Genomic DNA, 14,984 nt, shown 5'->3' with positions numbered 1-14,984 from the left:
CTATAGGAATAGCTTTTCAATTTTTGGAATGGCACTTGGTAAACAACATACCACTACCCTATCTCCCTCAGTAATTCTAAATCCTCCTAAGGCAATAATCCCTTGATTGTCCCGGATTACCCCTCCAATGGTAGCTTCCCTAGGAAATTCCAGCTCCCTAATTATTTGCCCGTTTACTTGGGATGTTGGCTTAACAATGAATTCCAAAATCTCTGCATTTAAATTATTCAGCCGGGTCATCGCTACTATTTCGCCTTTCCGGATATGCCTAAAAATATTATTCGCAGCCAACAGTTTTTTGTTGAGCAGGGTATCTATACCTATGGAATGGGATAATTGAAAATAATCCATGTTCTCCACTAGGGCAATTGTCTTTTTAACATTCTTGGATTTAGCCACCAAGCAAGACATTATATTCGTTTCAGAATTTCCGGTAACAGCTACGAAAGCATCCATGGCCTCCAAATTTTCCTCCTCCAACAGCTCTACATTTCTACCATCGCCATTTATGATAAGGGCATTGGGCAGTTCATCTGCCAAGTCAAAGGCCTTTTCCTTATTTTTCTCTATAAGCTTTACATTAAACCTATTTCTGCAAAGATCCCTTGCGGTTTTGAATCCCACCTTACTACCGCCAAGTATCATAACGTTTTTGATTTCCTTTTTCTCCTTACCGGTGAGTTTGTATAGTTCATCCAACCCCGCTTTGGAAGTTATAAAGTACACTTGATCATTTTCCTTAAAAACAGTATCACCCCTTGGCACAATAGTGTATTGGGTACCCATCCTTTGAATGGCGATGGGCATAAAATGTAGCTCAGAAAATATCTTTGCAGCTTCCTTTACGGTCTTACCCACAAAAGGTGCGGTACCTGGCAAGGACACGCCCACCATTATTAAAAGACCCTCCTCAAATTCGTAAGTATTGTTAAATGCGGATTGATTCAATAAAAGTTGTATTTCAGTAGCGGCCAAAGCCTCTGGGGAAATAAGCTCATCGATACCCAAGTCCGGAAATCTAATGGCTTCTTTATTATGTATAAACTCAGCGTTGGAAATACGGGCTATTGTTCGTTTACAACCCAATTGTTTTGCCAACATACACAAGGTTATATTTGTGGTCTCCGAAGACGTTACTCCAATGACCAGATCGGATTTCTCCACTTGCGCATCCTTTAGAATGGCGATGGAAGTAGCATCCCCCCTAAGCACCCTAATATCCAAATGACTGTCTGCATAAGATAAACTATCCTTATTGGTATCTATAAGAGTAATATCCTGCGATTCATAGGACAGTAATTTAGCCAAATGAAAACCTACTTCACCAGCCCCTGCAATAATAATTTTCATCTGTTATATAAATTGTTTTTCATGGACCGAGGTACACAATACTTAATGGTTAATTCCCTGTTGTTATAGTTTTGCGCCTTAAGTCACCTAAATTTAATTATAAACCAAATCTATTTCCTTTGTATAACTCCTTTTCGAATTCCGAATTAAATCCATTTTTCCCATATAGGAAAGAAGCTTGATAAAGCATATTTCAATTAAAATCTGAATGTAAGCGCGACAAAATTACATAATTAAATTGGGTTGTATTCTAAAATATGCCGGTTAAACAAATAGAGGTCAGCTCTTATTGTAAAAATTAGAAGTATAACTTTAGGTCTATATAGTATCTTTACCAAAAATTTAATGATTATGGATAAAAAGGTGACCCCTTATAAAGATTCAACGCTAGGCAAAAAGGAACAGGTTACAAAAATGTTCGATACTATTTCCGGAAATTACGATGGACTTAATAGGGTTATATCTTTTGGAATAGATATTAAATGGAGAAAGCGCGTAGTATCCATAGTCTCCGAAAAGAATCCTACAAAAATTTTGGACATAGCTACTGGAACGGGCGACTTGGCCATTAATATGACCAAAACAGGAGCCAAAGAAATTATTGGTTTGGATATCTCCCCCGGAATGTTGGAAGTAGGAAAAAGAAAAATTTTGGAAAAACATCTGGGAGACACCATAAAGATGATTGTTGGTGACAGTGAAAATCTGCCCTTCGAAGCCAATTCCTTTGATGCCATTACCGTTGCCTTTGGTGTCCGCAATTTTGAAAATCTTGAAAAAGGCCTCGCGGAAATATATAGGGTCTTAAAGCCCGGAGGCTCATTTGTAGTTCTGGAAACGTCCATTCCCACAAAAACACCCTATAAACAAGGTTATAAATTCTATACCAAATTTATCCTACCGGCCATTGGAAAGTTATTTTCCAAAGACCGTAGTGCCTATGCCTATTTATCCGAATCTGCAGCTGCTTTTCCGCACGGACAACAGTTCAACAATATTTTGGCCAAAATTGGGTTTATAGGTATAGACAATAGACCCCAAACATTTGGGGTTGCCTCCATATACGTAGCTACAAAGTAAAATATGAAAAATATTTTTGTTCTTTTAATTGTTTTTTGTGCACTAGGCAACACGTCCAATGCCCAGTTCAATGAAAAACCCGTAATGAACCTTGAAAATGAGGACAAGCCATTACTAAATTGGGGATATTTTCTAGGCTTCAATCAATATGATTTTAAATTTGAATACAAAGACGATCTACCCGATATTTTGGTGGACAAATCCTTTGGATTTAATGTAGGGCTCATTGGGGAACTACGTCTCAACAAATTTTTGGATCTTCGATTTGAACCAGGATTACATTACAACCAGAGAAATTTAGGTTTTCCAGGATTTGATAATGAAAGGGATGCCATTAGGGAGGTAAAGTCGACCTATATTAATTTTCCATTGCTCCTAAAGGTCAGTACCAAAAGACTGGGGAACTGGAAACCATTTCTTGTTGGCGGGGCATCTACCTCGTTAAACTTGGGCAGTAATGAACAAAGTTTGGACGACAACAGCAGTGCTACTTTCCGGATGAAAAAGACCACATATTACTACGAAATGGGTTTTGGGATCGATTTTTATTTGGAATATTTCAAGTTTACTCCCTCTATCCGAGGAGTTTTTGCCATTAATGATGAATTGGTACGTGACAATGACCCCAATAGCCCTTGGACTGGCAATATTGAGGCCATGATGACTAGGGGGCTGTTTATTAATTTCACCTTTGAGTAGAAAATTACCCTCTTCTAATTTCGTTTAACAGAATAGCAGTAGCGGTTGCCACATTTAAACTCTCGGTAGTCTTGGGGCCAAATTGTGGAATGCTAATTTTTTTACCAATTAAGGCTTCAATGGCTTCGGACACCCCATTGGCCTCATTCCCCATAACCAATATTCCCTTTTTGGGAAATTTCTCCTGATAAACCTCAGTACCATCCATAAATGCCCCGTATACCGGAACCTCGGAATTACTAAGAATTCTTTGCAAATCCCCATACACAATATTAACCCTGCTTATGGATCCCATAGTAGCCTGTAGGACTTTAGGATTATAACTATCCACGGAATTGGAGGAACATAGTAGGGTCTTGACCCCAAACCAATCGCAAAGACGGATAATAGTACCCAAATTTCCGGGATCCCGAACATCATCCAAAGCAATGACCCAGTCAGAAAAATCCAATGGTCCCGGTACGGGAATATGAAATACGCCCATGACCTTATTTGGAGTGGACAATCCGCTCATTTTTTTCAATTCCCCATCACTTATCACCTCAACAAAATCCCCCTCAAGCTCCAACACTGTGCTGTCCGTAACATATACTTTATAGACCTTCAAGGAAGAATTAAGTAGTTCCCGAACTGTCTTTATCCCCTCCACCACAAACAACTTGTTTTGCGTTCGGTACTTTTTTTGCTGTAAATTTTTTATAAATTTTATTTGGCTTTTAACAACCATACAAATAATGTATTTTTGACTTCTATGAGGACACGGCCGTGTATGAATTTAAACATTACGAAAATAGGATTATTATTGCTAGTAATTGCAATTACCTCATGCAATGCAATAAAAAGAGTTGGTGATGACGAGCTCCTGCTGACCAAAAACCTCATTTATGCCGATAGTATCAAAGTTACCAATGAAGATATACACAGCCTTATTTTTCAAAAACCCAACAGCACCCTATTGGGATACCCCCTAAGGCTAAATCTTTACAACCTGGCCAAGAAAAATCCAGATTCTTCCTTTCAGGCATGGTTGTACAAAAAAGATAAAAGGGAACAGCGTCTTATCAATATTCTATCCAAAAAACAAGTGGAAAGATTGGGTGAGTCTTTTTTGGTCAAAGGGGCCAGTGTATGGCTAAAAAATATTGGGGAACCTCCAACGATCATAGACACCACTAGAGCAAGAAGGTCATTGCAAAGATTGAATGCCTATTATAAAAGCAAGGGATATTTTAACAACTCCACTACTTATGAAGTAGATACCAGCGCCAGAAAACAACGGGGCATCATAAACTACAAGTTAGACCTGGGCGCCCCTTATCTAATAGACTCGGTATCCACGAATATTTCCTCCGCCGCTCTGGACTCCATCAATAAGGCCAACAAGAGCAATTCTTTTATAAAATCAGGGCAGCGAATAGACCTGGACAATTTTAATAGCGAAAGGGAACGATTGACCAATCTTTTTAGAAACACGGGAATCCACAACTTTCAAGAGAGTTCCATTTCCTACGATTTAATTGGCGATACTACCAAACTGGGCAACAATCAAAAGTTGGATATCCTTTTAAATATCGAAGATTTAAAAACCAGGACAGACAATGCCCTTACCACTTCGGAATACAAGGTACACACCTTTAAGAAGATCAATATTTACACCAATTACACCTTCAATAATGGCTTGGACAGCCTAAAAAAGGTAGACTATAGAGATTTCACGATCTATTACCAGGGAAAATTGCGTTACAAGCCAAAAACGCTTACAGATGCCGTTTTCCTAAAAAAGGACAGTATCTACAGGGAAATTAACCGAATTAGAACGTATAGACAGATTACCAACCTTAACACTTTTAAATATCCCAATATTGAATTCGTAGCGGATAGTACGGCTTCAGAATTAACTGCCAATATTTATCTGTCCCCCCGTCCTAAATATTCCCTGGGTACCGATTTTGACGTAACCCACTCCAACATTCAATTTTTGGGTATAGGGTTTAGCCCGTCCCTACAAGCTAGGAATTTATTCAAAGGCGCAGAAAACCTGAGCATTTCAGGAAGGATAAGCATAGGAGCCTCCAGTGATCCGGATATAGCGGACAACCGCTTTTTCAATATTTTGGAAACCGGAGGGGATATCAACCTTAACTTACCCAGAATTTGGTTCCCCTTCGTTAAAACATCTCGGATTATACCCAACTATATGCTTCCCAAAACCAAATTATCGATTGGGACAAGTTTTCAACAGAATATTGGTCTGGACAAACAAACCTTAAATACTGTATTTGGTTATAATTGGTCCCCATCAGATTTCAAAAAGAATACGGCCGAGTTACTAAATGTGCAATTTGTCCGCAACGTAAACCCCGATCGATTTTTTGCCGTATACGAGAGTACCTATGAAAGTTTGGATGAAATTGCCGACAATTACGAAACCGAACCTGCCCTGGCCGATTATTTTGAGACAATAGATAACAGTACCGATCTCCAGTTGATTATTCCAGAAGGTACCACTGGCTTTACCAATGCCATTCTGAATGGTGAGGTATCTTCCAGCGAAACAGATTATGAGGATGTTAGCAGTATTGAGGAAAGAAGAATAAGGCTTACCGAAAACAATTTAATTTTTGCAAGTAATTACACCTTTACCAAAAACAATAAAAGCAGTACGGCCGATAACGATTTTTATCAATTTAGACTCAAATTGGAAAGCTCCGGAAACCTATTGTCGGGAATTTCCAAAATAATTCCGTTCTACACCAGTGAAGACGACAAACTCCTGGTTTTCAACGTACCCTTTTCCCAATATATAAAAACGGAATTCGACTACATAAAACATTGGAGCACTTCAAGGACCAATGTACTGGCGTTTAGGGGATTCTTTGGTATTGCAATACCCTATGGAAATTCGGACAACATACCCTTCGTAAGAAGTTATTTTGCCGGTGGATCTAACGACAACCGTGCCTGGTTGCCTTATTCCCTAGGACCAGGAAGGACCGATAATATAAACGACTTTAACGAAGCTAATTTAAAAATCGCCTTTAATCTGGAATATAGGTTCCCTATAGTAGGCGATATAAAAGGGGCTCTTTTTGCCGATGCCGGTAACATCTGGAATGCCCTGGACAACGTTACCGATGAGAAGGCGACCTTTGAAAATTTTGGCTCCTTGGCAGATATCGCTTTAGGAACAGGCCTTGGAATCCGTTACGATTTTACTTATTTTGTATTCAGATTGGATATGGGTCTTAAAACCTATAATCCTGCTGAAGAATCTTCAAAAAGATGGTTTAGGGACTACAATTTGTCCAACGCAGTATTCAACATAGGTATAAATTATCCTTTTTAGAGCTGATTATTTTATTACTTTTGTCCCATCTTTTTAATTAACTACACTAAAACAAGAATATGGCACACAATATTAAACCAGGAGTTGCAACCGGAGATGAAGTACAGAAAATTTTCAATTATGCCAAGGAAAAAGGATTTGCCCTACCTGCTGTTAATGTTATAGGATCGAACACTATAAACGGAGTTTTGGAAACTGCTGCCAGTTTAAATGCCCCCGTAATTATACAGTTCTCGAATGGAGGCGCACAGTTCAACGCAGGAAAAGGTTTATCAAATGACGGCCAACAAGCCGCCATTTTGGGTGCCGTGGCAGGAGCAAAACACGTTCATCAATTGGCCGAGGCCTATGGCGCAACGGTTATATTGCACACAGACCACTGTGCCAAAAAACTATTACCTTGGATAGATGGTTTGTTGGATGCAAGTGAAAAACATTTTAAGGAAACGGGAAAACCGTTATACAGCTCACATATGATAGACTTATCGGAGGAGCCGATAGAAGAGAATATTGAGATTTGCAAAAAATATCTTGCCAGAATGAGCAAGATGGGAATGACCTTGGAAATAGAATTGGGAATTACAGGAGGTGAAGAAGATGGTGTGGACAACTCCGATGTGGATGATTCCAAGTTATATACACAACCTGAAGAGGTTGCCTACGCCTACGAAGAACTATCCAAAGTAAGCCCTAAATTTACCATAGCGGCCGCCTTTGGAAATGTACACGGTGTCTACAAGCCAGGAAACGTAAAATTAACCCCAAAAATCCTTAAAAATTCACAGGAATTTATCACTAAGAAATACGGTGTGGAACATAACCATATCGATTTCGTATTCCATGGTGGATCGGGATCGACGGTTGAGGAAATACGTGAGGCTATAGGCTATGGTGTTATTAAAATGAATATTGATACCGATTTACAATATGCCTTCCTAGAAGGGATCAGGGACTATATTCAAGGCAAAAAAGATTATTTACAATCACAGATTGGTAATCCAAACGGGGCCGATGAGCCAAACAAAAAGCATTACGACCCACGTGTTTGGTTAAGAGAAGGAGAAAAAACGTTTGTTACTCGTCTTAAAAAGGCTTTTGAAGACCTTAATAACGTTAATACCCTATAATCCCCCAACCCAAAAAGAAAGCTTATGTCGTCTTGGTTTAAAAGAAAGGAAAAAGGAATACAAACTGCCACGGACCAGAAAAAGGATACCCCTAGGGGCCTTTGGTACAAATCCCCTACGGGAAAAATTGTTGAATCTGATGAGTTGGCAAAGAATTTTTATGTTAGCCCAGAGGATGATTATCACGTACGAATAGGTAGTAAGGAATATTTCGAAATACTTTTCGACAATAACAAGTTTACCGAGTTGGATGCCAAACTTACTTCCAAGGATCCATTGAAATTTGAGGATACCAAGAAGTATGCGGATCGTTTAAAGGCGGCCGAAGCAAAAACAGGCCTTAAGGATGCCGTTAGAACAGGAGTGGGCAAATCACTTGGAAAGGATGTAGTTATTTGCTGTATGGACTTCAGCTTTATTGGTGGTTCTATGGGCAGTGTGGTAGGAGAAAAAATAGCGAGAGGTATCGATTATTCCATCAAAAAGAAAATCCCCTTTGTAATGATTTCCAAATCTGGAGGTGCACGTATGATGGAAGCAGCATTGTCACTTATGCAATTGGCCAAAACATCGGCCAAGTTGGCACAACTTGCGGATGCGGGCATTCCTTATATTTCCTTGTGCACGGATCCGACCACTGGAGGAACAACAGCTTCCTATGCCATGCTAGGGGATATAAATATTTCCGAACCAGGAGCCTTGATCGGTTTTGCCGGTCCCCGTGTGGTTAAAGAGGCAACCGGTAAAGAATTGCCGGAAGGGTTTCAGACTGCCGAATTCCTGCAAGAACATGGATTTTTAGATTTTATCGTACATAGAAGGGATCTTAAGAAGAAAATTAACCTTTATATAGATCTAATAGAAAACAATCCTGTAAGAACAGCCAATTAATTTTGTTTATATAGGAATGATTTTTTGATCGCTATTTGTAATGAATCGTTACGAATAGCGATTTTTTTTTATAAAGCAAACTACCTAGAGATGTTGTGATGGTTCGAAATACAATGTTTTCGCGGTCTTCTTGTGATTGGATGCTTTGTCTAATTATTGTCTTGCTGCTGCTCCCTACTAATTTTAAAAATACCAACTATATCTTTTGATTTAGCATTTGATTTTTTTTGATACTCATAAACTTTTAAGTCTTGGAAATTCTTTGTCGCTAAGATTAAATCCTTTTTTGAAAGCCTAAATTCTTTTTTAAGTCCATAAGCGTAATCAAATGATTTTCTTTTTAAAAACTCAAAACCGATAGAATCCCGTGAAATATAATTTACCATATAGTCCACATTGTATGGCGAAGAATAATAGGAAGGTTCGTATTTAACAAAGTGGCCATTCATATCAGTTACCCTATCAACATTCAAAGTCTTAAAAGTATACAAATCATTTATTTGCGGGTCTCGCACTAATTCTTCCTTTAAATCAATACGATTATTTTTAGCGATGTTCTTTTTTGATCCTGCTACAATTTCATTTACACTTCCGTATATGGCATAAATCAATAGAAACAATATAGGAATTGCTAATAGCAATAATCCAGAATAACTCCAAATAGGAGTTTTTTGTTTAATCAATTTCAAATCGATTGCAGAGCGCATTTTTGGGGTGGTATCAGTAATTTGCTTACCTGTTACGCTATCATTTATTGTCCAAAATTTATCGATTGGATATATAGGAATATACCAAAAGTGGAAAATTCTTTGGTAAATTATAAATGTCATATTAGGCGACTCCCGTAATCCAATTTCATTCGAAGAATAGGACTTAATCTTAAAAGAATATGTTCCAAATCTTATAATGCGCATATGACAAAATATTTTAAATATAACGATATACTTATCTCTTCTAGTATTTCTTAGCCCTCAAAATAAATTTGCCCGTGATTTATATATCAAATTATAGGTTCATATACTACAAGTAAACGACCTCGGGGCAGGCCTGTCTACCTACAAAGGCAGGCTCGAGAGACATTGAAAGAAACCCTATTTTAGATTTCGCCGGCACACGTGTAGTTAAAGAGGCAACCGGTAAAGAATTGCCGGAAGGGTTTCAAACCGCGGAATTCCTAAAGGAACATGGATTTTTGGACTTTGTAGTACATCGCAGGGATCTTAAGAAGAAATTTGATCTTTATATAAATCTAATAGAAAACAACCCTGTTAGAGTGTAAAATTGAAAGGCCCTGATCATTTTCAGGGCCTTTTTTATTTAAGCATTCCTACCTATTAAATCTTCTTAGCAAAATTTCTTTGGTATCTCCATTCGGAAAAGTCAACATCCCCTTGGCATCACAAGTACCATCGCCAAAATCAAGGCTCACGGTAGTATCGTTTTTAGCAACCTCCAAAACCCCGCTAACTATAAATCGGCAGGACAATTCCCTGCGCAGGGAGCTTATCGTTTCCCTGGAATAAACATCACCGGCCTTATTGGTATAGGTACCCTTACCTGAAATAAGAAAAACATTATCGGCCCAAAATCCGGAACCATAACCCTCTACCCATTCCCGGGTCCTATTTCCTGCAAAACTGGCAACACTTCCATCCGGCCATACCCCGTTATAGCTGGCTACGGCATCGGATTGGGGATTACCATCATCATTGGAACGTTGGCGCACCAAGGTTGCTCCACCAGTTACAGCCACCTCATTAAAGGTGAAATCCTCCAAGGAAAGGCTAATAGTCTTGGTAGCTGCATCCATATCCTTGGCATAACTTAAATGGATAATTCCACTTAATAGATTACCATTGGGCAGCTCGCAACCCTCTCCAAAATCTACGCTAGTTTCTTTGGTATCATTGGTACCCACTGTTGTTATAGTGACACATTCTGGCAAATAATTGGATAGAAAGAACGCTTTTGAGGTAGCCCTGATCTCTTCGGTGGCATATACATCCTCACCTATGTTGGCAATTTCCTCCGAAATTAAATCGGCCTCATCGCTGGCGACAAGTTCAGCAACTTCAAAGGTGTTATCTTCTTCCACACCGGTGGACTCTTCATTGTTACAGGAACCCATTACCAATAAGACCATTAGCAACCATCCTGTTAAATTCGATTTTTTGAGACTTTTTTTCATCTGTTTTGATTTAAATGTTTACAATAAGAAAAATTTCAATTCAATCGCTGGCCAGCACTCTAATCCGTTACCGCCAGTTTGGCAATAACATTTCTTTAACGTTTTATAATAGGACGCCATATTCTTAAAAAAGTTTAATCCCCCTTTTAAAAAATATTGGGATTGCATAAGGTTTCTAAAAAAAAGTTTATCTTTGCGCCCTGATTGAAAATCAATCATGTACATAAAAATCATTAAAATAATATTGGAATGTATTTAACTAAAGAAGTAAAGGCCGAGATTTTTAAGAAACACGGCGGGGAAGAAAAAAACACAGGTTCTGCTGAAGGGCAGATTGCCTTGTTTACCCACAGAATCAACCACTTGACCGAGCATTTGAAAAAGAACCGTAAGGATTTTAACACGGAGCGCTCATTGGTAAAGTTGGTAGGTAAGAGAAGATCTCTTCTAGATTATTTAATTAAGAAGGATATCACTAGATATCGTGCCATAATTAAAGAATTAGGAATCAGAAAATAATTTACCAAAAGGGGAAAGTGTTACTTTCCCCTTTTTTACAATATCAATATTATTGTTTTCAATACTATTGTAAAGCCCCGAAGGCTTTCCTTTGGGCACAAACAAAAAGCTTGCACATAGTTTTTCATTGGTCAACAACACACAACTACAACACAACAACACGTCTATAACAGACGAAAGACCATTGTTTAACAAACCTGTAACGAGACAGGTTTTAATTCGTATTTATGATACCAAAAGTATTTAGAGAGGTCATTGACCTTGGAGATGGTAGGGAAATTTCTATCGAAACCGGAAAATTGGCAAAACAGGCCCATGGTTCTGTTGTTGTACAGTCTGGAAAATGTATGTTGTTATGTACAGTAGTTTCCAATTACAAACAAAGTGATGTGGATTTCCTTCCACTAACGGTAGATTACCGTGAAAAATTTGCGGCTTCCGGCCGTTACCCAGGAGGTTTCTTCAAAAGGGAAGCAAGACCAAGTGATGGTGAAGTATTGACTATGAGATTGGTGGATCGCGTTTTACGTCCACTTTTCCCAAAGGATTACCACGCTGAAACGCAAGTGATGATTCAATTAATGTCCCATGATGAGGATGTTATGCCAGATGCTATGGCAGGATTGGCCGCTTCCGCTGCCATTCAACTATCAGATTTCCCATTTGAATGTGCCATTTCAGAGGTACGTGTTGGTCGTATTGATGGTGAATTCATAATCAACCCGACCAGGGCCCAATTATTGGTTTCAGATATTGATATGGTCATTGGAGCTTCAGCAGATTCTGTAATGATGGTTGAAGGTGAAATGAAAGAAATCTCTGAGGAGGAAATGGTAGAAGCCATTAAATTTGCCCATGATGCCATTAAGGTACAATGTGCTGCCCAACTTAAGTTGGCAGAAGCATTTGGCAGAAAAGAAGTTCGTGAATACGAGCCAGAAAGGGAAGATGAGGCTTTGGCCAAGAAAATCCACGACATGGCTTATGACAAGGTATATGCCATTGCAAAAGCCGGTTCAGCAAAGCACGAAAGAAGTGCAGCATTCGACGCCATAAAAGAAGAGATCAAAGCTACTTTTTCTGAAGAAGAATTGGCAGACTTCGGGGATTTGGTTTCCAGATACTACTACAAAGCTGAAAAAGCTGCGGTTAGGGACCTTACCTTGAACGACGGACTTCGTTTGGACGGTAGAAAAACAGATGAAATTAGACCAATCTGGTGTGAAGTTGACTATTTACCTTCAACACACGGTTCCGCAATTTTTACACGTGGAGAAACTCAGGCTTTGGCTACGGTTACTTTGGGAACTTCAAGAGAAGCCAACCAAATAGACATGCCATCGTTTGAAGGAGAGGAAACTTTCTATCTTCATTATAACTTCCCTCCTTTCTCAACTGGAGAAGCCAGACCAATTAGAGGTACTTCCCGTAGAGAGGTAGGACATGGTAACTTGGCCCAACGTGCCCTAAAAGGAATGGTCCCTGCGGATTGTCCTTATACTGTGCGTGTGGTATCCGAAGTATTGGAATCCAACGGTTCGTCTTCTATGGCTACGGTATGTGCCGGAACTATGGCATTGATGGATGCCGGGGTACAATTAAAGAAACCTGTATCCGGTATTGCTATGGGATTGATTTCCGATAGTGAATCAGGAAAATACGCTGTATTATCCGATATACTTGGCGATGAGGATCATCTTGGGGATATGGACTTTAAAGTTACCGGAACTGCAGACGGAATTACCGCTTGCCAAATGGACATTAAAGTAAAGGGGTTATCCTATGAAATTTTGGTCAATGCCTTAAAACAGGCTGGAGCTGGACGTTTGCACATACTTGGCAAATTAGTAGATACTATTGCTTCACCTAATGCAGATGTTAAACCACATGCTCCTAAAATGGTCACCAGAGTTATTCCTGGCGAATTCATTGGAGCATTGATAGGACCTGGAGGAAAAGTAATCCAAGAATTACAAAAAACTTCCAAAACAACCATCGTTATCAATGAAGATCCGGTTACTGAAGAAGGTATTGTTGAAATATTAGGTACCTCACAAGAAGGTATCGATATGGTTCTTGCCAAAATCGATTCCTTATTGTTTAAACCAGTGGTAGGTAGCGCATACGAAGTAAAGGTCATCAAAATGTTGGATTTTGGTGCCGTTGTGGAATATTTGGACGCTCCTGGTAACGAGGTATTGCTTCACGTATCCGAATTGGCCTGGGAAAGAACCGAAAATGTTTCCGATGTGGTAAATATGGGAGATGTTTTTGACGTTAAATACTTTGGTGTAGACCCAAGGACAAGAAAAGAAAAAGTTTCACGTAAGGCTTTATTGCCAAAACCTGAAGGCTTTAAGGAAAGACCACCACGAGAAGATCGCGGTAGAAATGACAGAGGCAACGATAGAAATAGAGATAGGGATCGTAAGCCAAGAAGGGACTAGTTTTTAAATAAAAGTCACATTACCAAAGCCACGTTTTACCTTTTTTAAGGGAGAACGTGGCTTTTTTCATGCATTTTATCTAAAAAAACAAAATAAAACGGACCAATTGTAACATTTCCAACTTTTGTACGTATAACCTAATGCAGCTTATGCTTAATGCACATAATTTAGAAAGATAAAATTTCGATGAGACAGCTTAAAATTACAAAACAGGTTACCAATAGAGAAACTGCTTCTTTGGATAAATACTTACAAGAAATTGGTAAGGTTGATTTAATTACAGCAGATGAAGAAGTAGAATTGGCACAACGGATCAAGGCAGGTGATCAACGTGCACTTGAGAAATTGACCAAGGCCAATTTACGATTCGTGGTTTCCGTTGCAAAGCAATACCAAAATCAAGGTTTAACCCTTCCGGATTTGATCAACGAAGGCAACCTTGGCTTGATTAAAGCTGCACAACGTTTTGATGAAACACGTGGTTTTAAATTCATATCCTATGCGGTATGGTGGATTCGCCAGTCTATATTACAGGCGTTGGCCGAACAATCGCGTATTGTAAGACTACCTTTGAACAAAATTGGGTCTATCAATAAGATAAATAAGACCTTTGCCTTCTTGGAGCAAGCCCATGAAAGACAACCATCCGCAGAAGAGATCGCCAAGGAATTGGACATGACCGTCGAGGATGTAAAACAATCACTTAAAAATTCCGGTCGTCACGTATCCATGGATGCTCCCTTAATAGACGGTGAAGATTCCAATCTTTACGATGTATTGCGTAGTGGTGAATCACCAAATCCGGACAGGGAATTGTTGCACGAATCACTTAGAACCGAAATAGAAAGAGCTTTGGAAACCTTGACACCAAGGGAAGCAGATGTAATTCGTTTGTATTTTGGCTTGGCAGGGCAACATTCTATGACCTTGGAGGAAATTGGGGAAACTTTTGACCTTACCAGGGAAAGGGTTCGTCAAATAAAGGAGAAGGCAATTAGAAGGTTAAAACACACCTCAAGGAGCAAAATCCTAAAAACATATCTTGGTTAATCCAAACAATTAAAATTTTTGCGCAATCGCCCATCCTCATTGGAAAGCTAGAGTAAAAATTGTAAATTGTGTACAGTAACAACAGTTATCATGACTGTTCGTTTTTTGATTGATGAATAAACTCCGGCTGATTACCGGAGTTTTTTTGTTTTTATACCTTAGCAAAAATCTCTAAAAGTCCTGTAATTATTACCTTTTTAATAATAACCAAAAACATCTGTCACACTATTTGTTACACTTTATTGAGTCAAGAAACTTGACTCTTGCCAATTGCAATCCCTGCGAAT

General features: G+C 39.0%; 12 protein-coding genes and 1 pseudogene. 9 read left to right on the top strand and 4 right to left on the bottom strand.

The window, feature by feature from the left end; translation table 11 throughout:
- A complete protein-coding gene (gene trkA / locus KO529_RS02165; RefSeq protein ID WP_215946297.1) occupies positions 1 to 1,350 on the bottom strand; it encodes a Trk system potassium transporter TrkA in 1,350 nt (449 codons plus the stop codon).
- A gap of 351 nt (positions 1,351 to 1,701) precedes the next feature.
- On the opposite strand from trkA, the gene ubiE reads away from it, so the two are divergent.
- Both ubiE and KO529_RS02155 read left to right on the top strand, forming a co-directional pair.
- Complete coding sequence (gene ubiE, locus KO529_RS02160) at positions 1,702 to 2,430, top strand: bifunctional demethylmenaquinone methyltransferase/2-methoxy-6-polyprenyl-1,4-benzoquinol methylase UbiE (RefSeq protein ID WP_215946296.1); 729 nt, start codon at positions 1,702 to 1,704, stop codon at positions 2,428 to 2,430.
- Positions 2,431 to 2,433: 3 nt separating this feature from the next.
- Positions 2,434 to 3,129 (top strand): porin family protein, encoded by a 696-nt coding sequence (locus KO529_RS02155; protein ID WP_215946295.1) that lies wholly within the window; start codon positions 2,434 to 2,436, stop codon positions 3,127 to 3,129.
- A gap of 4 nt (positions 3,130 to 3,133) precedes the next feature.
- Here the strand turns inward: KO529_RS02155 and KO529_RS02150 are convergent, their stop codons facing one another.
- A complete protein-coding gene (locus tag KO529_RS02150; RefSeq protein WP_215946294.1) occupies positions 3,134 to 3,856 on the bottom strand; it encodes a TrmH family RNA methyltransferase in 723 nt (240 codons plus the stop codon).
- 75 nt (positions 3,857 to 3,931) lie between these two features.
- On the opposite strand from KO529_RS02150, the gene KO529_RS02145 reads away from it, so the two are divergent.
- From KO529_RS02145 to accD, 3 genes are read left to right on the top strand one after another with little or no spacing between them, the layout of a single operon-like run.
- The gene (locus tag KO529_RS02145) at positions 3,932 to 6,475 is read left to right on the top strand and encodes a BamA/TamA family outer membrane protein (protein WP_354667759.1); all 2,544 of its coding nucleotides are present in this window, start codon (positions 3,932 to 3,934) and stop codon (positions 6,473 to 6,475) included.
- A gap of 59 nt (positions 6,476 to 6,534) precedes the next feature.
- A complete protein-coding gene (gene fbaA, locus KO529_RS02140) occupies positions 6,535 to 7,602 on the top strand; it encodes a class II fructose-bisphosphate aldolase (RefSeq protein ID WP_215946292.1) in 1,068 nt (355 codons plus the stop codon).
- 24 nt (positions 7,603 to 7,626) lie between these two features.
- Positions 7,627 to 8,493 (top strand): acetyl-CoA carboxylase, carboxyltransferase subunit beta, encoded by an 867-nt coding sequence (gene accD, locus KO529_RS02135; protein WP_215946291.1) that lies wholly within the window; start codon positions 7,627 to 7,629, stop codon positions 8,491 to 8,493.
- 149 nt (positions 8,494 to 8,642) lie between these two features.
- On the opposite strand, the gene KO529_RS02130 is transcribed toward accD, so the two are convergent.
- A complete protein-coding gene (locus KO529_RS02130) occupies positions 8,643 to 9,407 on the bottom strand; it encodes a hypothetical protein (RefSeq protein ID WP_215946290.1) in 765 nt (254 codons plus the stop codon).
- 185 nt (positions 9,408 to 9,592) lie between these two features.
- Here KO529_RS02130 and KO529_RS23370 point away from each other — a divergent pair.
- Positions 9,593 to 9,772, top strand: a pseudogene (locus KO529_RS23370) (acetyl-CoA carboxylase, carboxyltransferase subunit beta); the annotation flags it as partial.
- 48 nt (positions 9,773 to 9,820) lie between these two features.
- Here KO529_RS23370 and KO529_RS02125 read toward each other — a convergent pair.
- Positions 9,821 to 10,681 carry a hypothetical protein gene (locus KO529_RS02125; protein WP_215946289.1) on the bottom strand — a complete coding sequence of 287 codons (861 nt, stop codon included), beginning with the start codon at positions 10,679 to 10,681 and terminating at the stop codon, positions 9,821 to 9,823.
- Between the two features lie 249 nt (positions 10,682 to 10,930).
- Here KO529_RS02125 and rpsO point away from each other — a divergent pair, with 249 nt between their 5' ends.
- From rpsO to KO529_RS02110, 3 genes are all read left to right on the top strand, one after another.
- Positions 10,931 to 11,200 (top strand): 30S ribosomal protein S15, encoded by a 270-nt coding sequence (gene rpsO / locus KO529_RS02120; RefSeq protein ID WP_215946288.1) that lies wholly within the window; start codon positions 10,931 to 10,933, stop codon positions 11,198 to 11,200.
- 227 nt (positions 11,201 to 11,427) lie between these two features.
- Positions 11,428 to 13,647, top strand: coding sequence for a polyribonucleotide nucleotidyltransferase (locus KO529_RS02115; RefSeq protein WP_215946287.1), 2,220 nt, complete (start codon positions 11,428 to 11,430; stop codon positions 13,645 to 13,647).
- A gap of 186 nt (positions 13,648 to 13,833) precedes the next feature.
- Entirely contained in the window at positions 13,834 to 14,697 is an 864-nt protein-coding gene (locus tag KO529_RS02110; protein WP_031442671.1) for a sigma-70 family RNA polymerase sigma factor, read from the top strand.
- Positions 14,698 to 14,984 lie beyond the last annotated feature (287 nt).

This window comes from Arenibacter algicola (genome assembly GCF_018860365.1).
Lineage (GTDB): Bacteria > Bacteroidota > Bacteroidia > Flavobacteriales > Flavobacteriaceae > Arenibacter > Arenibacter algicola_B.
The sequence above is the reverse complement of the archived record's forward strand: the minus strand, read 5'-3'. Positions and strand labels throughout refer to the sequence as shown.